Below are 26,307 nucleotides of genomic sequence, written 5' to 3' on the forward strand. Positions count from 1 at the left end.
TAGGTATTGTTTTGTTTGTCTATTATATATTCTGTCTTAATTCGTATTCAATTTCGTTGTCTCCCAAATCAGTAATTTTAATAAAGTTTAGTTGCTCCAGAAGTTGTATTGCTTTCAAGTTTTGTTGGGTTGTTATTGCCCAAATACGTTTTAGTCCGATAGTATTTATTCCAAATTCTATCGCTAATACCATAGCAGAAGTCATAAAACCTTGTCCTCGATATTGAGGTAATAAAACGCATCCCAATTCGCCTTCTCCTTTGCGAAGGCCACGATAGTAACCACAAGTCCCAATAATTTTATTTGTTGAATTTTCTGCAATGCCCCAATGAATAGAATTACCTTCAAGATAATCCTTGTTTATTTTAGTCTGCATTTCCATCGCCTGTTGAACAGAAGTCGCCTGAATAGAATCGTAAAATGAAATTTCAATAAGATCTTCTATATCCGCAGTTAGGATTTTTCGCAACGAGATTTTCTCGCCAGAAATAATTGGAAAAATGTCATACGGAGGTAGTTTCATTTTGTATGTAATTGTTTTTTTAACGTTCTGGCACTAGCGGGTTTGGGATTAAATTAAGCCCTATTTTCGGATTTGCCAAATATTCTAAATACAAAACCAACTTTCCATTAAGCCAATTGCCCAAATCCGTTGTAGCTATTGTATGCTGTATTTATTTCTCGTATTTCCAATTTATGTTCTCTTCAATTGAAATTGCTTTAAAGATTTGGAATGCAAATTCAGCTAATTTTATTATTAAATATTCAAATTTCGTAAAGTCAAGTTATATTTTCAATTGTTCATTATTAATTTCTGAATAACTAAATAAAAATTCGAATATTTGATTGTGATATTGTGTTTTATTTATTTTTGATTTGTTTATTACTGATTTAGAATGAGTAATGGAATGACGTACTTCAGATAATATTTTTAATAGTTCTCCAAATTTTATATTTGTATTATTCTCTTTAGATAATTTATGTATTGTTTTTTTTCCAATCTTTTTAATTGCTTTATAAAGTAAATCACCTCCCTTGATATTTTCTCGAGTTAGTTCTCCTTCAATTTTAAAAGCTATTTTAATCTCTTCTCCAAAGTTAAAATTATTTTTTGCTTTATAAAACACACAATCTTTGAAGAATTTTTCAAGAGACTCATATGATTGGCAATACATTAAACAAAATTCTCGAGATAGAACGCTTATCATTTCACTTTTGTAATTTTCTCTGGAGGTATTTTTAAATAATCCTGAATGAAAAGGTAAAACCCAACCATTATCAGTTTTTCCAGTCCAGTCACTTAAAAGTAATGTAGAATTTGAATCATAAACGGAACCAGTTTGCGTGTACTTTTCAATATCCAAATTGATTACTTTATTTAATCTTCTGCTGGTATGAATAAATTCCAGTAAAGTTGAAAAGTAGTTGTCGAGAAATACTTTGTATTCATTATTCATATATAATTCAGATTATCCGATTCTGTGGGAATATAGCATACAACTTTCTTATAAGAGTGATGGAAATACACTTTTCTCAAATCCAAATATACAGATTAATCTTTGTAAATTATCAAATGCATTTGTTTTGCTAAATGTACTTTAGTTCTTGAAACAATTAAAATTTGTTGTTTTTTATTGAAGTCTTTGTGTTGCGTGAGGGATAGAAGCTAGCTACCAAAGTAGTGCGGATAGCCCGACCACAATATAAAAAGGGGCGACTGAGCGACACTATATTCTAGTCCCTTTTTTATATTGTGGTCACGCCCAAATGATTTTCCTTATTTTTAGAAAAGTCTTAAAACATTTCGCCAATATTCAAATAGACGGTAAAATAATCTTTACTGAAACCAAAATCGAGGTCGACATTGACATCTGAATATTTGTTGAACTTAACTCGTAGACCGAAACCTGCTGCTGGGTGCCAGTATTCAAAATTTTGCGTGTCAAATTGTGAAGCCGATACTACATTGGCAAATAACACTCCTCCTATTAATCCGTTATTGGTAATAACATAACGGTATTCGGATTCAAAATAAAGATTGGCATTACTACGGTACCTGTTTTGCTGAATTCCTCTGGAAGATGTCCCCTGAGCGGGTTCCCAATCATTTGACGGCAAATCGAGATAAGGCGTTCTACCTGAGAGTATTGTCCAATAATACGATCGAAGAGCGAGAACTGACCGGGTGTTTTTGATGGAGAAATATTTTCGAAGGTCTATAAATAGAGAAGACCAATCGCTGTCGCTGCCAAGTATTGTGCTGTTATATCTATAATTGAAACTACCATAGAATCCTTGTTTTGCATTTAAAGTATTTTTTCTACTATCAAAGACTATTGGAATTTCCAAACCTGAAGAAATACTGACATTGTTGACCACATCACTTTTTAAGGAATCAAGTACATGCTCAGGGGCATCAGGCAAACTGATGTTATAATGTTTATCGTATTGATAACCTAAACCCACAGCCAAATTTGGAAAAATACCTTTTAAGGTACTTTGATGCACTCTTATTTGTTTATAATCTACGAGTGTTTGATTACTGCTGGGTGTATTGCCTCCAAGTCCCCAAGTATCTTGTGGGTAGTTTAAAATAAAATACTCTCCTACAAAATTCCAACTGTTTTTTTTAAGCCAGATCGTTGGGTATAATTCAAAACCATATTTGCCTACAAAAGAAATATAAGGAATAAAATAAACATTGGAGACATTGGTATTTGCTTTTTCACCCAGTAAAAAAGTGGCGTTAAAGGTTGTTACCAATGCTCTACCTTCAGCAAAATTAGATTCGGTCGGAAATAAGGAAAACTGAATTTTTTTTGTGTCCTTATTGTCTATCTCGACCTTGGGTTTGAAAATTTTTCGAAAATAGTCAATAAGGTCAACTTGCTTAACGGTATCAATTTTATGGTAAACAAAATAGCTTTCTCCGTTTTGAGAAATCGCATTAAATGCAATAAGCAAAAAGAATATGAGTAAAGCTAATTTTAGTTTCATAATTAACGAAGCAAATTGAATATAAAAAACAACTGGTCCTAAAAATGGCTTGAATGTTGTTTCTTTTTAAATAATTACATACAAAAATAGACAAAAAAAGAATCTTCCAACTGGTAGTTTCTTTCCAATAATTTGTTTTTTTATCTTAAAATAATTAACTCAAAACAGATTTTTTTTTCTGGAAGTGCCAATCGGAATTTTGTTTTAAATTAGTAACTGTTTTTGGTATTTATTAAAATGGTCTTTCGTATTTTTACTTTTAATGCTAATAACCCGCTTTTTTTCAACACAATAATATAACTCTAAAAACAAATCCATGAAAATAGCTCTGTATACCAACGAATTTCCACCAAATATTTATGGCGGTGCAGGAGTTCATATTGATTTTTTAAGTCATGAATTGGCCAAACTGGCTCAAGTTGAAATTCGATGTTTTGGTGATCAAAAAGAAAACAAGGAATCCATGCATGTGGAAGGAATTGATTCGTGTTTGACAAAAATGGTTGATCCCGAAAACGAGCATATAAAGATGTTTCATAATTTAAGCCGCAATGTCGAAATGGCTCAGGCTACTCCAAAAGCAGACATTGTGCATTGCCATACTTGGTACACACATTTAGCTGGTGTCTTTAGCAGGGAATTGTTGCAAGTACCGTTGATTTTGACTACTCACAGTTTGGAAACGCACCGCCCATGGAAAGTAGAACAACTCGGAAATGGTTACTTTATGTCCCGATGGATTGAAACCAATGCCTATAAAACTGCCGATGGCGTGATTGCCGTAAGCGAACAAATGAAAACCGATGTTGTGGAAGCTTATGGTGTCGATCCCGAAAAAGTAACGGTAATTCATAACGGAATCGATCCTGAATTTTATAAACCAACTTTTGATGAAGCTTTGTTGACCGAATACGGAATCGACCCAAATATTCCTTTTGTGCTTTTTGTGGGGCGAATCACCCGTCAAAAAGGGATTTCGGGATTGATCGAAGCTGCTCAATATTTTAATGAAAATTGTCAAATTGTGCTATGCGCAGGCGCTCCAGATACCGAAGAAATTGCTCGTGAAACGGCAACTCTTATCGACCAATTGAAAGCCAAAAGAAAAGGCGTTATCCTGATTTCAGAAATGTTGCCTCGTGAAAAAGTTAAAGTGCTGTACAGTCATGCTAGGGTTTTTGCCTGTCCGTCTTTGTATGAGCCATTTGGAATTATCAATCTCGAAGCGATGGCTTGCGAAACGCCAGTTGTAGGCAGTCACGTTGGTGGAATCCCTGAAATAATTATTGAAGGAGAAACCGGTTATTTGATTCCACTGGAAAGCATTTCGAGAACAGATTTTAATCCAAAAGATCCAATTGGTTTTCAAAAAGCTCTTGCTGCCAAAATAAATGTGTTGTTGGACAATGAGGAACTAGCAACAGCCATGGGTAAAGCCGGTCGTGTGCGAGTGTTGAAACAGTTTAGCTGGGAATCGATTGCTAAAACTACGTTTAATTATTATCAGGAAGTAATTGCAAGATTTGAAAAAGAGACGGCATAAAGGAGTCGAATATATTTGCAAAAGTTTAACCGCAAGGTTCGCAAAGCAAGCGCTATGAACGCAAAGATTAGCGAACAATGCGGTTTTTCTTTGTGTTTAGCGGTTAAATCTGATAAGGATTTTTTTATGTCTTAATTTTGTACGACACATTCAGGAGTCACAACGGTTTTACTTACTGGGTTATATCCTACTTTGCTTAAATCTATAATTTTTTGAGCCACAGTTCCTTTCTCAAATAATCGAATAAGCTTGAAAATGCTACTTACAAAATAACCCGGATTCGAAACTAATCGAGCTATTTTGGTAATCTTGATGTCCCTTTCTTGTATGGAGGCATCTCTTTGATTTTCTGGAAGAAGGACAAATTCAGTAGCGTATTTCCATGCACCATCTCTAGCGGTTTTCATACTAAAATCAATAAAGAAATTGTCTATTTTGCCAGATAATTTCAATATATACGTGAGTGTTGGCCAAATTTCAACCAGACATTTTTCAACTCCTTCGACTAGATTGCTTAAAATTTCATTGATTTTATTATAGTCAGAATGTAAATCAAAAATGCTTTCAGGAGTACTGACTTGTGCGCAGGCAATTCCTAAATCTAAATTGATATGTGCATTGATTCCTAGTAGTAAATGTTGTACTACAATTGGCCAATATTCTTCTCCTTTCGTAAACGAAAATTCCCAGCATTCTGAGCATTTTTCTTTAGCTTTAAACTGGTAATAAGCTTTTAAATACCTATTGGCAAAAATAACATCGAGTTTTTCCATTCGTTCTGGATTTTGAAATAAACCCGTTTCGATACCATGTTTTATTTGCAATGTCACTTCTCTATATAAAGTACTAAACAAACCTATAGCACATTGTTCCAGTTTTGACGTTTCAATTATTTCATCCAAAAACTGAATGACTTCATCTATGGTTGTGGCTTGTTTCATATTCATTTAGAGTTGGTAATGGTTAAAAATGGAAGAGCGAATATAATTATTTTAATTTTTTAAAGAGTATTTTTTTTGAAGTAATTGTCTTGCTATTTTTTTGTATTTAATACTAAAAGCGAGTGAAAGCTTGGATTTTTATTTTTTTATAACAAAAAAGACATGGTTGAGCTATTTTTTATTTTTAGGAAATAATCATTTCGTTATATTTGTGAAAGTATAACGAAAACAACAGACATTGAAATCGCTCTGATTCAAGAATACAAACACGATGAAGAATGGCGATTCCATATTCCGATAAAAAACAAATATTAACTTCGTATGAAAATCAAGAGTAAAATTTGGATTGAAACCGATGAAGGGGTCCTCATTAGTGAAGGGCGAATTCAGTTGTTAAAGTTGATTGAGTCCACAGGTTCGCTCAATAAAGCGGCAAAGGAAATGAATATTTCGTATCAGAAAGCGTGGAAATTGATTGATGCTTCGAACAAAGCTTCCAAAGAGCCATTAATTGCAACCCAAGTGGGAGGCAATAAAGGTGGAGGAACTGTTATCACTCCCTATGGTAAATCCCTAATCGACTCTTTTGAAAAAATTAATATCGCCTGCTGGAAATTCTTGGATTTGGAACTTAAAAAACATTCTTTATGAGCGTAGAACATTTATTAGAGATGCCTTTGCTATTGTTGTTGTTTCCAATTGTAGCTTTTTTGTATGCCAGTGTAGGTCATGGGGGCGCAAGTGGTTATCTCGCCTTGATGAGCGCTTTTGCTTTTCCAATAACGTTTATGAAACCAACCGCTTTGATCTTGAATATTTTGGTTTCGGGACTTTCATTTTATTTCTATTACAGAGAAAAAAACTTTAAATTCAATCTGTTTTATCCTTTTGCTTTGACCTCAATTCCGTTTTCGTTTATTGGAGGCTATTTAAAAATAGACGCTTTTTATTACAAAATAATTCTGGCTACCGTTTTGGTTTTTGCCGTTTTACGATTATTGGGTGTTTTTGGTAAAGAAAAAGAAAATTTAAAAGTGATAAACATTCCGATGGCATTGGCTTTTGGAGCCCTCATAGGTTTTCTATCGGGATTGTTGGGCATTGGCGGAGGAATCATTTTGAGCCCCGTTCTGTTGCTGATGGGTTGGGCCAACATGAAACAAACTGCGGCCGTATCGGCATTGTTTATCTTGGTCAATTCAATTTCAGGACTTTTTGGTTTTGTCTTACAAGGCGGAACATTACCTGCTTCATCTGGAGTGTTAATCGGGTTGGTTTTTATAGGAGGATTATTAGGCGCTTATTATGGAAGTGCAAAATTCAATTCAAAAAGATTGCGAATCATATTATCAGTAGTCATTGGGATTGCGATTTTTAAATTATATACAACGGCATAACCACCAAACGCAAAGAGGAGTAAAATTGGCATAACTAATTAAAAAATAACTATGGAAAACAAAATAACAGCAATACTGCTGGCCGGTGGAAAAAGCCAGCGCATGGGAACCGACAAAGGATTATTGGTTTTAAATGAAAAAACATTCATCAAACATATTTGTGATGCTTTGCAACCCATTGTTGGGTCAAATATTTTAATTGTTTCGGACAACAAAGAATATGATGTTCTCGGTTTTACCAGAGTGGAAGATATTATAGAAAATAAGGGACCGGTTGGCGGACTTTATACGGCTTTGGCAACATCTAAAACCAAAGTAAATTTGGTTTTGAGTGTTGATGTGCCATTGGTGTCAACTGAATTGTTGCAATGGGTTTTAGAAAATCACGATGAAACGGATATGGTTACACAAACCAAAAGTGGCGATAAAACGAATCCATTAATTGGTGCGTACGACCGCTCGATGCGAATTGTCTTTGGAGAACATATGGCTGGAAACCAGTTGAAATTGCGAAAAGTGATTGAAGATGTCAAGCATCAAACTCTTGAAATACCTGAAAAATGGGATAACCAGATTCAAAATATAAACACACCAGAAGAATATCAAAATTTAATAAAATGACGATAACGCTAAAATATTTTGGCCTACTAGCGGATATTACACAATTGAAAGAGGAGCAATTTGCTTTCGAGGAAGAGACTATTTCGGTTTCAGCATTAAAATCAAAAATAGAGAGTAGTTACCAAAGTATTCAAAATACTAATTACACCATTGCTGTCAATCAAGCAATAAGTAGTTTGCAAACCACCATAAAAGACCAAGATATAATTGCTTTTTTGCCACCGTTTGCGGGAGGGTGAAATTTGTTTAAAGTTTAATGGTTAAAACCCGTTTAACTTTAAACTTTTAAACTTTAAACACTATGAGATATTCCAGACAAATGATTCTTCCAGAAATAGGAGAAACGGGCCAGCAAAAATTGCAGGACGCTCGTGTCTTGGTAATTGGTGCGGGTGGTTTGGGCTGTCCTGTTTTGCAAAATTTGGCTGCTGCAGGAGTTGGAACCATCGGAATTGTAGACGGAGATGTGGTAGATGAAACCAACTTGCATAGACAATTATTGTATACCTTAAAAGACTGTGGCAACAGCAAAGCCGGAATAGCCAAGAGAGCGATTTTGGAACTCAATCCTGAGATTAATGTAACTGCTTTTTCAGGGTTTTTCACTGCTAAAAATGCAAAACGTATTATTAACGAATACCAAATAATTGTTGATTGCACAGATGCTATTCCAGTTCGTTATTTAATTAATGATGTTTCTGCGGCCAAAAGAATTCCGATGGTGTATGCATCCATTCATAAGTTTGAAGGACAGGTTTCGGTATTTAATTATAAAAATGGACCAAGTTATCGCTGTCTGTTTCCAGAGCAGGAAGGGTTAAATACGATTCCCAATTGTGTTGAATCTGGAGTTTTGGGCATTTTGCCTAATACTTTGGGAACGTTTCAAGCTACCGAAGTACTTAAGATAATTTTGGAAATCGGGACAGTATTGTCAGGGAAATTATTGATTTATGATGCTCTACATTTTCAAACGCAAACCATCAATTTCTCCAAAAATCCAAAAATGATTGAGAAAGGAATCATAAATGGAACACAAGTTTTAAACAGTAAAAAAACAGAAACCGATTTAAGCCCAGAATCTTTTTTTGAAAAATGCAATCAGTCAGGAATCGTCATTATTGACGTTCGGGAATTGGAAGAAACTCCAGATTTTAAAGGAATGAATGTTGTTCGGATTCCTTTGGGTGCATTAGAAGAGTATAGCAAGAAATTGGATAAAAATCAGGAAATAGTTTTGTTTTGCCAAACGGGACAACGCAGTCAAATGGCTTTGAATTATTTGATAAAATCAGGATTTGTCGGCGTTTTTCATTTGGGGAAAGGAATCGAATCTTTGAAAAATCAAATTCAATAGCAATGACAATATCAATTTAAAAAAATTAAAAAATACACTATTCATGTCAACAGATAAACCCAAAAAAAGTTCCTTTATTCAGGGGCAGATAACATCCGAATTTATTGGAAATTCGATTGCCAAACACCAAAGTAAAACTTCGATTGGCGCACATAATATTTTCTTGGGTCAGGTTCGTGCCGATGTGATTGAAGGAAAAACGGTCGCAGCCATTGAATATACAGCCTATGAAGAAATGGCAGAGCAAACGTTCTACGAAATTAGGGAATCGGCTTTTGCCAAATATGAATTGTCTTGTTTGCATATTTACCACAGTTTGGGAACTGTAAAAACAGGCGAAATATGTTTGTTTGTTTTTGTTTCGGCACCAAGACGAAAAGTGGTGTACGAAGCTTTAGAATTTTTGGTTGAAGAAATAAAAGAAAAGACAGCCGTTTTTGGAAAAGAAATTTTTGAAGACGAATCGTATACTTGGAAAGTAAATATCCCCCCAACCCCCAAAGGGGGAGTTATGTAGATTGTCTTAATAGGAGCAAATCTAAAATCTAAAATCAGTTAATCTGAAATCTAAAATCCCTATGGTAGATATCACCCATAAAATAATCACACAACGCACCGCAACTGCCCAGGCCATTGTAAAAGTAGGTTCGCCAGCAACCATGCAAGCCATTTTGAACAAAACAGTTCCGAAAGGCGATGTATTGGAAGTGTCCAGAACAGCAGGTTTGTTTGCTGTAAAAAACACTTCAACCTCGATACCAGATTGTCATCCTATGCCTATTGAATTCACTGGAATTGAGTATGAAATGCTCGAAGATTCAGTGTTAATAAAGGTAACCGTTAAAGCGATTTACAGAACAGGCGTTGAGGTCGAAGCCATGCACGGAGCTTCAATTGTAGCCTTGACAATGTATGATATGCTAAAACCCATCGACAAACAAGTTGAAATTTCGACTATCAAACTACTCCACAAAAAAGGAGGAAAATCCGATTATGGAGTTAAAGAAGATCTTGATTTATCGGTAGCGGTAATCGTTTGTTCGGACAGTGTTTCCAGCGGAAAAAAAGAGGATCGAGCTGGAAAAGTAATCTCAGACAAAATCAAGAATCTTGGTTTGAGCGTTTCGAGTTATTCAGTCATTCCAGATGAGGTTCTTGATATTCAGGAAACCATAAATAAATTGTGTTTAGCCAATAAAGATTTAGTTATCCTCACAGGCGGAACAGGTTTGTCCAATCGTGATGTCACTCCCGAAGCGATCATCCCATTACTTGACCGACGCATTCCCGGAATTGAAGAAGCCATTCGCTCTTATGGACAGGACAGAACGCCTTATGCAATGTTGTCTAGATCTGTGGTGGGTTTCAAAGGGAATACGTTGATTATGGCTTTGCCAGGTTCTACAGCGGGTGCCAGCGAATCTATGGATGCGGTTTTTCCCTCCATATTGCATTTATTCAAAATATTAAATGGTTTCAACCATGAAAAATAACAGCAATCCAATGCAGGACAACCACGGCAGGTCGCACAATTACCTCCGCATTTCGATTACAGAACATTGTAATTTGAGATGTACCTATTGTATGCCAGCCGAGGGGATTGCGCTTACGCCAAGAGCACATCTAATGACTGCAGACGAAATTGTTACCATCGCCAAGACTTTCGTAAAGCTCGGCGTGACCAAAATTCGATTGACTGGTGGCGAGCCACTGGTACGAAAAGATGCCAAAACCATTATTGAACAATTAGGCAAACTAGGTGTCGAATTGACATTAACTACCAATGGAATTCTGGTTCACGAATTTATTGACACGTTCAAAGAGGCGGGAGTCACTACTTTGAACATGAGTATTGACAGTTTAAAAAAAGACAAATTCAACCAAATTACACGCCGCAATTATTTTGAAAAAGTAATTGAAAATCTGGATTTATTAGAAGATAATGGGTTTCAGGCAAAACTGAATGTCGTTGTGATTAAAGGCTTTAATGATAACGAAATTATTGATTTTATAGAGATGACCAAAGACCGAAACATTCAAATACGGTTTATAGAATTTATGCCTTTTGACGGCAATCAATGGAACAAAGAAAAACTGGTGAGTTATGCCGAAATCCTATCACAAGTCAATGCTTTTTATACCGAACAAAAGGTAGAACGTACCCAAGACAAACCAAATGACACTTCCAAAAACCACAAAATTATAGGCTATCAAGGCAGTTTTTCTGTAATCAGTTCGGTGACCAATCCGTTTTGTAGTACTTGCAATCGCATTCGATTAACCGCAGATGGAAAACTGAAAAACTGTTTGTTCTCCAATTCCGAAACATCTTTGCTCGATACTTTGCGGGCAGGAGAATCCATAGAACCACTCATCTTCCAAAACATAAAATCCAAACACGCCATGCGCGGCGGAATGGACGATGATGCTAAATTTCAAAATCCGTTGCTTTTTTCCCAAAACAGAAGCATGATTAAAATTGGGGGCTAAAGTAAGAGAAAATCATTTCACGAAGACTCGCTAAAAAAACACAGAGGTGCGCTAAGAGTATTTTTGCTAAACCTTTGCGGTCCTTTGTGTATCCTTTGTGAAACTTTGCGAAAACAACTTCTCTTCAGCAACAGTTCATTATTAAATCCCTGATAAAAGTCATTGTTGGAACTATACAATAGTGAATATCTTTGCATGATGAAGGCAGAAAAAGAATCCAGTAAGAAAGGGTACAACAATTACGGGACCCATCTCCGTGAAAAATACAACGGAAAAAAAGTTTTCAAAGTAATTGTCGATGGAAATTTTAGCTGTCCCAATCGAGACGGATTAAAAGGCTACGGCGGTTGTACCTATTGCAATACCGATTCTTTCACGCCCGATATTTCCAGAAAAGCGCCTACCATCGAGGAGCAGTTGTTGCAAGGTATGGAGCGCGCCAAAAAATCATACAAAGCAGACCAATTCATAGTCTATTTTCAACCCAACACTAACACTTATGCCAGCGTCGATTATCTAAAAGAAATCTATGACCGAGCCCTGTCTTTCAATCCCGATGAGGTTGTTGGCTTTTCGGTAGGGACTCGTCCCGATTGCATTGATACCGAAAAAGTGGATTTGCTCGAAAGCTATTGCAACCGATTTGATGTCGATCTCGAAATGGGAATGGAGTCCATTTATGACGAAACCTTAGAAAAAATCAACCGAGGCTGTACGCACGCCGAGTTCATCACAGCGGTGGAATTATTAAAAGACAGTCCCATCGATTTGTGCGTTCACACCGTATTCGGATTCCCTTGGGAAACCCGCGAGATGATGCTCAACTACATTGCCGAAATCAACCGTTTCCCCCAAATAAAATTCGTCAAATTCCATCATTTACACATCGTAGAAGGCTCGATTATGGGCGTACACTACAAGCGAAATCCATTCCCTCTCTTCACTTTAGAAGAGTATACTGATTTGCTTTGCGACCTAATCCCGCTACTGCGACCGGATATCGTTATCCAACGCCTCTTCGGAATCTCCGATTGGGATCTACTCATCGCACCAAATTGGGGACTCAAAAAAACCCAAATCCAACATTATATCGACTCCACAATCGAAAGTAGAGGAATCATTCAAGGATCAAAATACAACACTATAAACGTTTAAAGGTCTCTTTGTTTTTGGCTCATTTTTTAAATAAAAACAATCTTAGATAATTTTTTAAAAAAGTATAAATTGATTTCAATAACTTACATGCGATAAAATCTTGACTCAAAAAGGTACAATTCGCCTCTGAAAATTGTACTTTTGCATAAAAACTATATCGTTTTCGTTATGAACACAAAAATAAAAAGCAATCCGTTATTAGACCGCTTGCCCAAACATTTAAAACAGTTTATCAAACCACAGGATTATAGCGATTACACTCCTATTAACCAAGCGGTTTGGCGTTATGTGATGCGCAAAAACGTAAATTATCTCTCTAAAGTCGCCCATAGTTCGTATCTGGAAGGATTGAAAAAAACGGGAATTGAGGTGGACAATATTCCAAGTATGTACGGAATGAACCGCATCTTAAGTGAGATTGGTTGGGCTGCCGTAGCGGTTGATGGTTTTATTCCACCAAATGCTTTTATGGAATTTCAGGCGTATAATGTTTTGGTTATTGCATCAGACATTCGTCAACTCGAACATATTGAATACACTCCCGCTCCCGATATTATTCACGAAGGTGCCGGTCACGCGCCTATTATTGCAAATCCGGAATATGCAGAATACCTGCGTCGATTTGGCGAAATAGGTTGCAAAGCGATTTCTTCGCATAAAGATTACGAAATGTATGAGGCCATACGTTTGCTTTCGATTTTGAAAGAAGCGGAAGGTACACCAAAAGCCGAAATTGAAGCTGCCGAAAAAGCTGTAGAAGACCTGCAAAACAATATGGGCGACTTGTCTGAAATGGCGCAAATTCGCAACCTGCACTGGTGGACCGTGGAATACGGTTTGATAGGAACTGTGGAAAACCCAAAAATATACGGCGCCGGATTATTGTCCTCTATTGGCGAAAGCGCTTGGTGCATGACCGATAATGTGAAGAAAATACCTTATGGTTTTTCGGCAGTCAATCAAAGTTTTGACATTACCAAATTACAACCTCAACTGTATGTTACTCCCGATTTTGCTTATTTGAGTTTAATTCTGGAAGAGTTTGCCAATACTATGGCCTTGCGCACAGGTGGATTGTCAGGGATTAAAAAACTAATCCATTCGAAAGCATTGGGAACCATTGAATTGAGTACCGGTTTACAGATTTCGGGCGTGTTTACCAATGTTATTGAAGAGGATGGAAAACCAATCTACTTTCAAACTACAGGAAAAACAGCTTTATCGTACCGCGAAAAAGAATTGGTTGGACATGGCACCGCGACACATCCGGAAGGTTTTGGCAGCCCGATAGGCAAACTCAAAGGTATCAATCTGGCTATTGAAGATATGAGTCCGCGAGACTTGAAAGCATACGGCGTTTATGAAGGACAAACTGCTTCTTTGGAATTTGAAGGTGATATAAAAGTCGTTGGAGAAATCATTACCGGAAAGAGAAATCTGCATGGTGAAATTATTCTAATTTGTTTTAAAAACTGTACAGTCACACACGGAGACACTATTCTATTTCAACCAGAATGGGGAAATTATGATATGGCTGTGGGGAAAAAATTGGTTTCGGCTTTTTCGGGTCCTGCCGATGTAAACAGTTTTGATTTAATTTTGCATGTGCCTTCGAGCAAAACCATTAAAGCCAAACAAACTGCCGAAAGAGATGACTTGGAAATATTGTACCAAACCGTAAGAAGTATTCGAGAATCGAATGATATGACGACTTCATTGGAACCGATTTTTGAAAAACTGCAAAATGCCCATCCAAATGACTGGTTGCTTTCTGTGGAATTGATTGAGATTTTAAACACACGAAACGAAACCAATTTGATGCAAGAAGTCCTTTTGCATTTGGAAAATCTTAAAAAACAACGACCTGAAATCGGAAAATTGATTTCGAATGGCTTGGAGTTGATTTTTGAGAATGAAGAAACGACACATTAAAATTTTTAAACACGAATTATAAGCAATTGTAATTCGTGTTTTTTTGAGTAAAAAACGACATTAAAAAGGATAACCAATAGCAATACTAAGTACTAGATTTTCTTTCCTCCAAGCACCGCTCCCGAAATCGACTGCATCAAACACCCAATTGCTTCCGTTAACTAGGTAAGGCTGCCTGATGGGAAAAGCAAGATCAGTTCGTAGGATTAAAAAAGAAAAATCAAAACGGAGTCCTGCTCCTACTCCAACGGCAATTTGCTTCATAAAATCTTTGGATATTTGTCCGCCAGACTCTTCTGGATTTTCATTCAAAAGCCAAATATTTCCCGCATCTAAAAACAGTGCCCCATTTACAATACTAAATAATTTGGTTCTGTACTCAGTATTGAATTCCAGTTTTATATCCCCCGTTTGATCGGGTAAAAAAGCTGGGTTTGGATTAATATCTTTATAACTTCCCGGCCCAACCGATTGCGATCTAAAGGCTCGAATACTATTGGCTCCCCCAATAACAAACTGTCTGGAGGATGGCATTTCGGTATTGTTTCCATAAGCATATCCTACTCCAGCAATAAGTCGGGTCGCCAATTTACTATTTTCTCCGAGCTTTAAATAATGTCTAAAATCTCCTTTGACTTTTACATATTGGCTGAAAGGGACGTCAAAAAACTTGATGGTATCTCCTTTTTTTGCATTGGCTCCCATAATCAGTCCCGTAATATTTCCAGCCAAATCCAATTCACCATTGAAATAGAAAGTGTTTTTCTTCCTTTTTTGCATGGTGTTGGTAAAAGTATACGAATAGGCAGGTCCAAAAATCAATTGCTTTTCGATTACTTTTCCTAAAGATGGATTTGCCAAAATTTCTTGCTGATATTCAGCTGTTACATTTTGAGGACTTACATAATTAATTTCGATTACTTTCAATTCATGTTCTGCTTTGGCACTTTCTTTCCATAAATAAACAAAAGAGGTTTTGAAAGAATTCAATGTATAAAGCTGAGCCTTACTTTGTCGTTCATATCGGAGAAGCACTTTGGTTTTTGGAACGAATTCGCTCGAATTTTGCCATTTGAAAGGCGCGATTAAACGAGGCCAAATCAAACTTGCTTCCCCACCAAAAGTATAAATATCGTTCCCCCCATTCTTCCCCGAAAGTTGAAAATCGGCACCACCAAATAAGGAAAGTGTAAACAATTCAGCTCCTCCAAAAGTGTTTCTATGATTCCAATTCACTTTCAAATCGGTACCCGTATAACCTGCCGAATTGGTACTGGCACCCACTTCAAATCGAAGAAATTTTTCGGGCAACATGGTCAAATAATAATAGGCATTTAATGCATCTGGAATTGAATCGTCTACTTTGAATTCATTTTTTACAAACTTAAAAGTTCCTAAACTCACGAATCGATTCAAGGAAAGGTTATGATTTTTTCTGTTGTACAAATCCCCTTTTTTAAAATATAAAGTACGGTCAAATACTCTAGGATTAAAGGTTTTGGCAGAATCAATAATGGTAAAATCTTTGTATTGAACAACATCTTCCTTTTTATAGGCGATACTATCCGTTAGAATAGAATAATTAGGATATACAATAATATCATTTATGCTATACGGTTTCCTCGCTTTGGTGGGTGTTTCTTCTTTTATTTTTAGTCTTATATTCACCTCCTGATTTCCCTTTGAACTATCAACCTGAGCCAAAATATAATCGGGATTAAAAAAATAATATCCTTTTTCTTTTAATCTGGCATCAATACGATCCCGTTCTGATTTAATGACTTCCAAATCATAAGGATTTCCTGGAATCAAAAGACTTCTTTTTTGGGTTCTGCTAATAGCTTTTCCCAAAGCTGTAGAGTCATCAGGAAAAGTAACAGTTTTAATTTTATATTGTTTCGAAGGCCAAACAGTATATTCTGCTGTGGCTTTTTTTCCATGTCTAGTAGAATCTGACTGAACTTTAGTTTTAAAATACCCTCTGTTTTCGGTATAATTTCTTAGTACAGCTGCATTATATTCTAAATCTACTTGGCTGAATAAAACGGGTGGTTCCCCTACTTTAGTACTTAACCAATACTGCAAACCTTTGTCTTTTGTGGGTTTTCCTGCCAAATTATAAATTAATAATTTTGGTCTTAGCCCCAATATTTGTTTATTAGGTTTGGGACGTAAAAGATTTTCCAATTCTGTTTCTAGCGCTTTTCTGTCTTTTCTTTTTATAATTGAATCCTCCACTTTTACGGAACCTCCAGTATACAGCAAGTCACCGTCGGGCAAATACTTAATGTTACTGCATCCTAGAATAAAGAATGAGCATAGAAGTAAAAGATATTTTGAATAGTTAGTTTTCATACGACACCTTAGACTTTTGTTTCTCTTTCTCCAATTTCTTTTTTTCTTTACGGATTTGCTCCTTTTTCGTAATCTCAATTTCCTTGGCACTCCGTTTAAAAAGCTCTTTGAATTTGTTATACTCCATCGTGATTATAAAGACAACGCCTGTTTCCACAATTTCGCCTTGAATCGCAACTTGGTATTCGTTTTTTCTGTAGGCCCGAATCATATACCTGCCATCTTTACTCAGTTGATATTCTATCGAAGCATCCCCGGCAATATTCGACGCATCTTCATTGGCGCGTTCTGCTCCTTCAACCCCGAAACTGCTTCCTACGGTAACTTTCAACCTATCGTTCAACAATTTTTTTGAAATCCCTACATTCAAATCGGTTCTAGTTTCTTTTGTGCCTGTAGAATAGTCTTCGGTCGATTCCACATCAAATTCCAACTGAACTCCTGCAATTAAATCTCCTGCCAAATCATTTAGTTGTTGCGAAAGTATTTTACTCGCACTTTGTCGGGCAAGATATTCGGCACTTGTGCTGCCGCTTTCGCTAGAAAAAGGATTCTCGCCTACGAATCGATTTAGCAACAGTAATGCAAATACTTGTTTATTTAATTCCGATGGATCTTGTCTCAGCTGTTCTAACTTTGTTTGTGATGCAGTCACAATATCTGATGAAACATTATAATTCCCATCAGGCAAAATGATGTCAAATGTTATTTCAGGTTTTAGTAATTCCCCATTCATCTTCAATAAAGTCTGAAATGGGATTTTTTGTTTGTAGGTATTTCTAACAGCAGGACTTAATGCTCCAAGTTGATCACTAAGCAAATCCAACGGTGCTGTATTGACTTTATAAATCGCCGTAATATTCACAGTTGCCATTGTTGGTTCACCGTTCCAAATAATATAACTGCCTTTTTGAATCTCGAATTTCCGTCTGATCATATTGAAATTCATTTCGTAAGCACCACCACTAAACTCGTACTTACCCGTTAGTGTAGTTTTCCCGGAAGGGTCAATTCCAGCGGTAAGTTCGGCTTCGCCTTTTAAATTCAAATAATCACCATTTCCTTTATCAATCACCAAAGTAAAAGCAGCTTCCTTATTTATAGTAATAGCAACCGACACATCCATTCCTATTAATTTAGATTGATTCAGTTCTTTCTGTAATTCAACCGTTTGTTTTAAATACAGATTATCTTCATCTACAAACTCGACAATTCCTTCCCTGTCAATAATAGAAGGATCCGACTGAGGCATAACAACCGTAAACTTTGTTTCTTCATTAATCTCGACATTTCCCTTAACGACAGGACTGTCAAGAGTTCCTCCTATTTTTAGTTTGGTATCCAAAAATAAATCGCCGTAAAACAGATCATTATCGGTTACTTTAGAATGAATCGCCCTGAAATCATCTGCCGTAACGATTAAATCGAAATTGAAATCCCTAAAGTTTTTGGTGATCATTTTTCCGTTTACAGCCAGTTCATTTTTATTTTCATCAAAAATGGAGAAATGGTCAAAATTAATTTCTTCATTTCTCAGAGATACTTTTTCATCATTTACAGTAAAGAAGGAATTGAGTTTTGTGATTCGGAAACCAGCGTCTTTAAATAACAATTCTCCATTTACTTTTGGTTCCAAAGTATTTCCGGTAATTTTAAATTGTCCAGACAAGGATCCTTTTCCATCGGTTATATTTCCAAACGAAAACCCTTGAATGCTTTTGATGTTTAATTGATTTACATCTAAATTCAAATCAAAATTATCGTTGTCAATTCTATATGTCCCCAAAAGAGCCAGATCATTTCCTTCCCCAGATAGCATCATATTTGCCGAAAGAATATTTGCCGTTTTGTTATCTACTTTTAAACTGATATTTCCAATAGCTTCACCTCCAAAGACAAACTTATCAATCGTCAAATCGGAAGTAAAAATGGGATTCGTCATGACGTTTTCGACTACGGCAGATCCATTTATCAAACCTTGCATTTCCAATTCATCTTTCTTTATCATATTCAAAATCGTCTCTATTTTGAAATTCACAAAATCAACATGAAGCGGAGCATTGTTTTGATCGCCTTGCGATTGAATCTTAAGTTCATTTCCGGAATGATCCAAATAAAATTTATTGACATAAAGTCTTTTATCTCCAAATTCAATTGAATTATCCGGGTTTATATTCCATCTATCATAATTCAAAACCAAGCTTTCCGCATTCAGCTTAATTACATTTTTTGAATACTCGTGACGCAATTCGCCTGCAATAAAATATTGATCTTTTTTGTCTTTGTCTTTTACCTGCAAAGCATACGAAAGAATATTGTTTTCTGCTTTTCCCGATAAACTCGTAAACGGAATTTTAAATTGTCCGCCTTCAATCGTTGCTACAGAAGTCTGATACTCTAAAGCATTATCCTTCGTTTCAATATTTATCTTACCGTCCGACATGGTAGTATTGGCATAAATAATTTTCGGAATGGCTCCTTTAATTTCCAACGTATCACCTACGCTATTGTATTTTCCGGAAATATTTATGGGTTCCAGTGCGGTCAACTTCGGAATCAATTTATATAAAACAGGGTCATTTTGAACAGCCACAGTAAAGGTAAATTGTTGTTTCTCAGAACTATTTTTGTATTTCTCAGACTGAATATTTATATATTTTGACAACGAATTTTTTATCGCATCCGAAAGTGTGGTCAATTTGTATTTACCGTCAATTTCGGCTTGAATAAATTGCGAACTGATTTTAATATTATTTTTTTGATTGTCTGAAAAAGCAATAATTTTAACCTTATCCATAACAATCGGTTCTGTATTCTGTAAAATTTGAACATTTGAAGCCACGATTTCGCCGTTCAAATAATCGGGATTACTGTTGGCAATATCTGCGACAACGTTTCCTCTAAGTTTCATCGGGCCTGCATGAAGATTCAGTTTTTCCAAATCGGCGATATCAAGATTCAGATTCAATTTTACAGCTGGGTATTTATCTTTGAAACCACCATTTGCATCCAATTTGAATTTTAGATTTGGATCTTTACTGTCGGCTTTTATATCAAAATTTCCTTTGGCAATCGCCCCTTTCAAAGCCATGTTAGAGTACGTATATTTATTGAAATCTGCTTTTTTTACAATGGCTACGAGCTGAGCATTTGCTGTTTTAGGATTCAGTCCTTGGCCTTTAACTTTTGCATTTAGCGTAATTTTTCCCAAGGAATCATTCATAATTAATCGGCCAAGATTAAAATCCATAAAAGCAATCGTTGCATCATATTTTTCACTGTTTTTAATTCTATTATCAAACAATGCGTCCACATTGGCTTTGCCATAACTGCTGTTTAATGCCAATTTGGTTTTAAAATTATCGATGGAACCTTTGAATTTTCCACTAGCATTAAATTGTTCCGGAAGCCGAATCGTTTTGGGAAGTGATCCTTTAGGAACAAAAGAAATTATGTCTCGGGAAGAAGAAGTTATGTTTTTTATATCCAAATCAAAAAAAGCTTTTTCGTAATTGGGAAGCCCTTTTATTTTTCCAGAGACAGAAACTTTTGTGTTGCCAATTCCCTGCATTTGAAAATAGGGAATATTCAAATCTTTAACTTTCCCGTTTACTCGGGAATTGATGTACAAAATAGCATTGGGATTCGATTGAAAAGGATTCATTTTATGCAATTGTGGAGCAAAAAGCAAAATATCCTTAAAGCCAATTTTCGACTGACTCAAATTAGCATCAACCAACATATCCCCTATGTTTTTTGAAATACCATCAATTGATTGATAGTTCACCTTTAATTTGTCTTTCAACTCAGTTTGAGGTGTTCTTACATACAAATCAGTCAGATACGCTTGCTTTGGACCATAAAAAAACTGAGTTCTGAGTTGCTGAATTTTGAGACCGCTTTTCTCGTTTAGAGCTAAAGAGTTCACACGCCCCGAAACAGTCTCATTTGCAAAATAAATATTTTCTGCTTTGGCATTCAAACCATTCCAATCAAGATGACTGTAATCCATTCCATTTGCAATTGCAGGAGATTGCATATCATCAAATTGGAAAGCAATGTTTTGCAAATCGATTGATTTCAGTTTCATTTTCCAACCATTTTTTGAAATGGCTGTTGTGTCTAAATTAGGTGTTTTTAGTTGTTTGTCTTTTTTGCCAAGAAGCAGATTTCCTTTTAGATTCTTAACTTCAAATTTTTCAAAATCGAGCATTTGATTTTTTATATCTAAATCATTTACCAAAAGTTTCAGACTGCCCAAAGTGAGTCCTGAATTCATTTTAGAATCTTTATTGTCGTATAAAACCTTGATTTTAGACAAGGTGATTTTCTTTAATTCCAAATTAAAATCACTTCTTTTGGCAATTGTATCAACGGTTTTAACAGAAACTTCGGCAATTTTTTCGACCAAATCCTGATTTAAAACTACATTCAATCCGTTCAAATTAATGTATGGAATATTGAAATCCATTTTATCCAAATCAAATTTCTTGAATTTTGTGCTGAAATTATCCAACTTCAGACGAATGTCATTTTTTGATAAATCGTCTTGAAAACTAAACTTGATGTTTTTTAAATCCACATCAACAACCGATACAATATATGGTTTGCTGCTAGGATCTGCGGGCGCGTTTGAAGCAAATGCTTTGATAATATAATCGAAATTAAATACAGCGTTCTTGTTCCTTGAAATATTTGCAGTTGCGTTTTCCAGTTCAATCGAGTTTATTTCTATTTTGTGATTGATGATTTTAAATAGATCAATATCAATGGCCAAACGTTTTCCACTCAATAAAGTATCCTTATGTTGGTCTTCAAAATAAAACCCTTCGAGTACAATCGTTTTCGGGAAACTAATCGCAATTCGATCAAGAGAACTTTTAGTTTTAAGCTTATCATTCAGATAAGTGAGTACCTTATCCTTAGTAAAATTCTGAACAGCCGGAACTTGAATCAAAACAATAATTAAGAGCAAAAAAACCAAAATTGTAACAGCGCACCAAAGCATAATACGCTTTGTTTTTTTTACAAAAGAATTTAGTTTTGGGTTCATATAAAAAATCTTTGTAAATAAATGCGTTTGAATTTGGACTATTCAGAGTATTTATTAGGAATTTTTGAATCTACAAATATGCAATAACCATAATTGTTTAAGTTATACAATTCCTATAATATGTTTTAAAATTATTGTATGATTGTCTAAATTATTAGGTTGAAGTATAACAATTGAGTTACTCTTTATAAAGCTAAAAAAGTTTTAAAGTTTTACTTTTGTAGCAAAATCCTTTTCATTTTCAATCACTTTACCATCGTATTGCAATTTCCAACCCATGGTGTTCGTAAGGATTAAAATCTTGGAAAGTTCACTAATCAAACGATTCTGGGCATTTGATTTCAACGAAGATTTTTCGATTTTCTTTGCCAAATTTGCTTTTACCGATTTGTTTATTTTATTGTAATCATCGCCTGTAAATTCGTTCATCTGACTTTGTTCAACATCATAAAACTTGATGTCTGGGCTTATTTTTATTTCTTCTTTTGGAATACTTAGAATCGTTATGGTTTTGTTTTTCTCATCAATATCATATTTCATTTGGTGCAAATCATAAGAAACAGTAACATCGGCATTGACAATTACTAGTGCTTTTTTTTCAAACTTAAGCATATCAAGCAGGTATTTCTGTTGGTTCCTATAAGTTACCACCTCAGAAAAATGCCCCTCGGTAACCACCAATTTACCTACATTAACGATTTGTTGTTGAATCAAATTGGTATTGTATTCTAATGATGAATCGTCCCCTTTCTTGAACTCACAATATTTGAATGCCAAAATGATGACCACTACTACTACTGCACCAACTATAATTCTCTTTAGCATAATTAAAATTTCATAAATGAATATTGCGATACTAATTTAGTGATTTTTTCCTTCAATTTGGATTCGAATTTTTTATGACTCTCTGAATCTGGATTAAAAGGACGATGTTGCAAACTTTTTTGAATGCTTTCTACAATTTCCATTGCTTCATAAGCAGTTTCTGAAATGGCAGTTTCCTTGAATCGTTCCCAAATATAATCAATCGCCACTTGACTTGGATGAACCATATCTTCGGCATAAAAACGATAATCGCGAAGTTCGTCTATCATGATTTCGTAACTTGGAAAGTGCTCAGTGTTCAGTATTGAGTATTCAGATCTCACTGTATCATAAACAGCAGTAATCAAATGTGCTTTACTGACCTGATTTTCGACAAAACCATCTTTGAGGTGACGCACTGGTGAAACAGTAAATATGAAATTGCAATTGGGATTTATGGACTGAATTAAATGTATTGTATTTTCTATATTTTCCTGAATAACTGTTGCAGAAAGTAATTCTTTGGCAAACTGCTTTTGAGGGACTTTATGGCAATTGGCTACTATCGCATCTTTCTCAATATTCCGGTACACCCAGGACGTTCCGTAGGTAATAATGATATGGGTTGCCACATGTAATTGCTTTTTTGTTTCTCTCAGAATTTGATTTAGATTTTTTAGCAATTCCTCTTTATTTGAATGACTTAAATCCGAATGCACCTCAAAACAATGCCAACGTTCGTTAAAGAAAAAGATATCATCTTCAGTAAATAAAGTATCATTAACTACTCTATACATAATTCTCTCGATAGAGACCGGATTAAAAATAATCCCGAATGGATTGGTCGCACTTTGAAATTTAAAATACTGGAATTTGCCTCCCATATTTTCAGCAAAACAAGAGCCCAAAGAGACTATTTTAGAATTGTAGTTTATTGGATTGGGATTTTTCGGGATTTCGATTTTGGTCGTAAAATTCATTATATGTTTTTAATATTTCAAAAATACAAAATAAAAAATACAGAATATAGATGTAATTTTTTTAATACAATTATTTAATTATTTATATTTGAATTAAAAGACACAATTTACTCAAAATCAGCATTTTGTTTAACTTTAAATTAATTACAAGTAAGAAAAATAATATTTTAATAAAAGCTAGATACATAAATTAAAAATAACCTAAACTAAAAAAAATGAAACTAAAAAAAACACTTACCATTTTGTTTTTGGTTGTATTATCAACTTCCATCACAGCCCAAGTAAAGAAACTTGACAAAATCATCACCAAAGATTATCAAATAATTGAATGTACAGTCACGAAAATGTCTGACAAGACTGTAGATTATTCGTTGCCAAATGAAACAATGACAATTGAAATTGATGTATCAAAAATTGCAAGAATAGATTTTGCAAATGGCAGATCACAAACTTTTGCAGCAGCTAAAAACACATTGGGTGCTGGCTCAAGTTCAACAATTGTGTCTTCTGAAACACAAGATGCAACTTTCAAAATAAATACAATAGCCGTATTACCTGTACCTTTTGTAAATTCTGAAAACTTAACCAATTCGGAAGAAATGGCGAAATTTGCCCAAAATGACATCTACAATAAACTGCAGGACAAATCCTCCAATATATTGCCATTAACAGTTCAGGACTTAAGAATCACTAATAGTCTATTGAAAAAAGCAGGTATAGATTATAAAAATATAGATGAAACTCCAATAGAAGAACTTCATAAAATTCTTGGAGTAGACAATATTATTGCATCAAAAGTGTCCTATACAGTTACTGAAAAACAAACCTCAGCAGCTTATACCACTCAAAATGCAAAAGTCAACAACAATAAGATAAAAGGAAATGAAGCAACTATTGCCAATACCAATACCCAATTAATCTTTGATTACCATGTGTATTTTGATATGTATAAAAACAACTCCAAAATATACACGCAATCCCGAAAACCAATGCTAAAAATCAAAGACAGTTGGATGGACACCGTTACATATTTATTAAAAAGAAGTCCAATTTATGTAAAAAAATAAAATGAAAAAGTACATCTTAACATTCACATTTATCTCAACATTTGCCTTTATTTCATGCAAAAAAGAGATAACCAAAAATCAGAACAGTACTGATACAACTACAATAAATAAAGATACAGTTACAAATATTTCTAAAGATAGCATTATTGATCCTGATCCTACGGATACCATTCCCGCTGGACAGTTCGGAATCAACTCCTCTAATTTAAAAACAGCCAATACCGTTCGACTGACTTTACAAAATATCTTTAAAGAGGACCTATCGAAAAACAGCATTGACGATTATAGCAAAAGATTCATTTTCTTTGAATATGATTTAAATGATGATGGTAAAAAAGAAATTCTCGTGGGATTAACAGGTTCTTACTTTTGCGGTTCAGGTGGTTGTACCCAATATATTTTGGACAATCAAGGCGCAGTCATTTCCAGATTTACGGTTGCCGATTATCCCATTGTGATTGATACTGAAAAATCTTTGGGCTGGAAAAACTTATTTATACCAAGTGGTGGGAAAAACAGAATTGTAAAGTTCGACGGGAAAAAATATCCATCGAACCCATCACTTCAACCAGAATTGAAAGTTATACCAGGGGATGGTTTACCAAGAGCATTGAATTTTATTAATGAGCCTTATGCTTGGTTTAAGTTTTAAATATAAAACCCCAAATACTCCATTTTGAAAATAGAGTATTTGGGGTTTTATAAAGAATTATTCATAAAAATATTTAGTTGTAAGGTCTTTTATAAAAACTCCATAATTGTCATAATAAAGTGTACTTTCCACTGGAAATCCTTCTTCATTCAAAACATATTCATACTTAGCTGGCAAATTAGTGTTCTGATTAGCTTTTATAACATTATTAAATCTTTCTAAATGGAAGCCTGTAGTATTTGAAGCGAAATTTGGAGGAAAATCAAAAAATAAAAATTTATTTAATCCTACTACATTCTTTTTAGAATTAAAACTAGTATTATACTCATAACTTGCAAATATTATTTTGGAATCCAATGATTCTGATTTAATAAGATTGTCATTAATATCAAAAAACAAATTCGATTCCATCAAAAGAGACTCCGTATTATCATTTATCGCAATATTATAAATTTTACAAGAAATTATTTTATCACTTTTTTTATCATATAAAATCTTAATTTTTCCAAATTCATTTGTCTTAATAGATGATATTAAATTCTCTTTATTATCATAAACATAATCTGTATTTACAAGCAATTTATAAGGAGTCGAAAAAATATTCATTACTTTTATATTAGTAATTAAATTGCCTGTATATGTATACTCGGTTTTGTAATTATAACCTACATCTACACCCATAGAAATGTCATTTTTTTTAACTTCTTCACTAACAATTTTATTACCATCATAAACGTATATAAATGTTAATATTTTTTTTCCATCAGTTGAATACACCTCTTTTCTTTTCAACAATGTCGAATTTATAACATCTCCTTTTTCGTCTTCATTATTGTCACTCGAACAAGAACAAAAAGCAAACAATAGTATATTTAATACCAATATGATTTTTTTCATAATTAAATAATATTTATTTTACTTACAAATAAACATAATTTTTTAATACAAATAAGAATAAAAAAA

Annotated in this window: 22 protein-coding genes; 13 read left to right on the forward strand and 9 right to left on the reverse strand. The window is 34.6% G+C overall.

Annotation, left to right across the window (positions count from 1 at the left end):
- Positions 1-22: 22 nt before the first annotated feature.
- The 3 genes from OLM57_RS00610 to OLM57_RS00620 form a co-directional block, all read right to left on the reverse strand.
- Positions 23-523, reverse strand: coding sequence for a GNAT family N-acetyltransferase (locus OLM57_RS00610; protein WP_264565305.1), 501 nt, complete (start codon positions 521-523; stop codon positions 23-25).
- A gap of 262 nt (positions 524-785) precedes the next feature.
- Positions 786-1,457, reverse strand: a complete 672-nt coding sequence (locus OLM57_RS00615) for a hypothetical protein (protein ID WP_264565306.1) — start codon at positions 1,455-1,457, stop codon at positions 786-788.
- A 337-nt stretch (positions 1,458-1,794) separates the two neighbouring features.
- The gene (locus OLM57_RS00620) at positions 1,795-2,997 is read right to left on the reverse strand and encodes a BamA/TamA family outer membrane protein (protein ID WP_264565307.1); all 1,203 of its coding nucleotides are present in this window, start codon (positions 2,995-2,997) and stop codon (positions 1,795-1,797) included.
- Positions 2,998-3,313: 316 nt separating this feature from the next.
- Here OLM57_RS00620 and glgA point away from each other — a divergent pair, with 316 nt between their 5' ends.
- Complete coding sequence (gene glgA / locus OLM57_RS00625; RefSeq protein WP_264565308.1) at positions 3,314-4,540, forward strand: glycogen synthase; 1,227 nt, start codon at positions 3,314-3,316, stop codon at positions 4,538-4,540.
- Between the two features lie 131 nt (positions 4,541-4,671).
- On the opposite strand, the gene OLM57_RS00630 is transcribed toward glgA, so the two are convergent.
- Positions 4,672-5,481 (reverse strand): DUF5995 family protein, encoded by an 810-nt coding sequence (locus OLM57_RS00630; protein ID WP_264565309.1) that lies wholly within the window; start codon positions 5,479-5,481, stop codon positions 4,672-4,674.
- 321 nt (positions 5,482-5,802) lie between these two features.
- Between OLM57_RS00630 and OLM57_RS00635 the strand changes: the two genes are divergently transcribed.
- The 10 genes from OLM57_RS00635 to OLM57_RS00680 all read left to right on the forward strand — a co-directional run bounded on the left by OLM57_RS00635 (position 5,803) and on the right by OLM57_RS00680 (position 14,433).
- Entirely contained in the window at positions 5,803-6,132 is a 330-nt protein-coding gene (locus tag OLM57_RS00635; protein ID WP_264565310.1) for a winged helix-turn-helix domain-containing protein, read from the forward strand.
- Positions 6,129-6,878, forward strand: a complete 750-nt coding sequence (locus OLM57_RS00640) for a sulfite exporter TauE/SafE family protein (RefSeq protein WP_264565311.1) — start codon at positions 6,129-6,131, stop codon at positions 6,876-6,878. The genes OLM57_RS00635 and OLM57_RS00640 overlap by 4 nt, the downstream gene beginning before the upstream one ends.
- A gap of 51 nt (positions 6,879-6,929) precedes the next feature.
- Complete coding sequence (locus OLM57_RS00645; RefSeq protein WP_264565312.1) at positions 6,930-7,499, forward strand: molybdenum cofactor guanylyltransferase; 570 nt, start codon at positions 6,930-6,932, stop codon at positions 7,497-7,499.
- A complete protein-coding gene (locus OLM57_RS00650) occupies positions 7,496-7,738 on the forward strand; it encodes a MoaD/ThiS family protein (RefSeq protein ID WP_264565313.1) in 243 nt (80 codons plus the stop codon). The genes OLM57_RS00645 and OLM57_RS00650 overlap by 4 nt, the downstream gene beginning before the upstream one ends.
- A 62-nt stretch (positions 7,739-7,800) precedes the next feature.
- Positions 7,801-8,856 carry a HesA/MoeB/ThiF family protein gene (locus tag OLM57_RS00655; RefSeq protein WP_264565314.1) on the forward strand — a complete coding sequence of 352 codons (1,056 nt, stop codon included), beginning with the start codon at positions 7,801-7,803 and terminating at the stop codon, positions 8,854-8,856.
- A gap of 43 nt (positions 8,857-8,899) precedes the next feature.
- Positions 8,900-9,373 carry a molybdenum cofactor biosynthesis protein MoaE gene (locus tag OLM57_RS00660; protein WP_264565315.1) on the forward strand — a complete coding sequence of 158 codons (474 nt, stop codon included), beginning with the start codon at positions 8,900-8,902 and terminating at the stop codon, positions 9,371-9,373.
- Positions 9,374-9,434: 61 nt separating this feature from the next.
- Positions 9,435-10,349, forward strand: coding sequence for a bifunctional molybdenum cofactor biosynthesis protein MoaC/MoaB (gene moaCB / locus OLM57_RS00665; protein ID WP_264565316.1), 915 nt, complete (start codon positions 9,435-9,437; stop codon positions 10,347-10,349).
- Positions 10,339-11,346, forward strand: a complete 1,008-nt coding sequence (gene moaA, locus OLM57_RS00670) for a GTP 3',8-cyclase MoaA (RefSeq protein ID WP_264565317.1) — start codon at positions 10,339-10,341, stop codon at positions 11,344-11,346. The genes moaCB and moaA overlap by 11 nt, the downstream gene beginning before the upstream one ends.
- A 165-nt stretch (positions 11,347-11,511) precedes the next feature.
- Entirely contained in the window at positions 11,512-12,501 is a 990-nt protein-coding gene (locus OLM57_RS00675) for a TIGR01212 family radical SAM protein (RefSeq protein ID WP_264565318.1), read from the forward strand.
- 168 nt (positions 12,502-12,669) lie between these two features.
- Positions 12,670-14,433: an aromatic amino acid hydroxylase gene (locus OLM57_RS00680; RefSeq protein ID WP_264565319.1), complete on the forward strand. Its 1,764-nt coding sequence runs from the start codon at positions 12,670-12,672 to the stop codon at positions 14,431-14,433.
- Positions 14,434-14,493: 60 nt separating this feature from the next.
- On the opposite strand, the gene OLM57_RS00685 is transcribed toward OLM57_RS00680, so the two are convergent.
- From OLM57_RS00685 to OLM57_RS00700, 4 genes are all read right to left on the reverse strand, one after another.
- Positions 14,494-16,788 (reverse strand): BamA/TamA family outer membrane protein, encoded by a 2,295-nt coding sequence (locus tag OLM57_RS00685; RefSeq protein WP_264565320.1) that lies wholly within the window; start codon positions 16,786-16,788, stop codon positions 14,494-14,496.
- Positions 16,778-21,841 (reverse strand): translocation/assembly module TamB domain-containing protein, encoded by a 5,064-nt coding sequence (locus tag OLM57_RS00690; protein WP_264565321.1) that lies wholly within the window; start codon positions 21,839-21,841, stop codon positions 16,778-16,780. Before OLM57_RS00690 ends, OLM57_RS00685 begins: the two co-directional genes overlap by 11 nt.
- Positions 21,842-22,045: 204 nt before the next feature.
- On the reverse strand, positions 22,046-22,666 hold the full coding sequence (locus OLM57_RS00695; protein ID WP_264565322.1) for a DUF4230 domain-containing protein: 621 nt from the start codon (positions 22,664-22,666) through the stop codon (positions 22,046-22,048).
- A gap of 2 nt (positions 22,667-22,668) precedes the next feature.
- Positions 22,669-23,625, reverse strand: coding sequence for a GSCFA domain-containing protein (locus tag OLM57_RS00700; RefSeq protein ID WP_264565323.1), 957 nt, complete (start codon positions 23,623-23,625; stop codon positions 22,669-22,671).
- 215 nt (positions 23,626-23,840) lie between these two features.
- Between OLM57_RS00700 and OLM57_RS00705 the strand changes: the two genes are divergently transcribed.
- Complete coding sequence (locus OLM57_RS00705) at positions 23,841-24,692, forward strand: hypothetical protein (protein ID WP_264565324.1); 852 nt, start codon at positions 23,841-23,843, stop codon at positions 24,690-24,692.
- 1 nt (position 24,693) lies between these two features.
- A complete protein-coding gene (locus OLM57_RS00710; protein ID WP_264565325.1) occupies positions 24,694-25,344 on the forward strand; it encodes a hypothetical protein in 651 nt (216 codons plus the stop codon).
- Positions 25,345-25,401: 57 nt separating this feature from the next.
- Here OLM57_RS00710 and OLM57_RS00715 read toward each other — a convergent pair whose 3' ends face one another.
- A complete protein-coding gene (locus OLM57_RS00715) occupies positions 25,402-26,241 on the reverse strand; it encodes a hypothetical protein (protein WP_264565326.1) in 840 nt (279 codons plus the stop codon).
- Between the last annotated feature and the right edge of the window lie 66 nt (positions 26,242-26,307).

The organism is Flavobacterium sp. N3904, from assembly GCF_025947305.1.
Lineage (GTDB): Bacteria > Bacteroidota > Bacteroidia > Flavobacteriales > Flavobacteriaceae > Flavobacterium.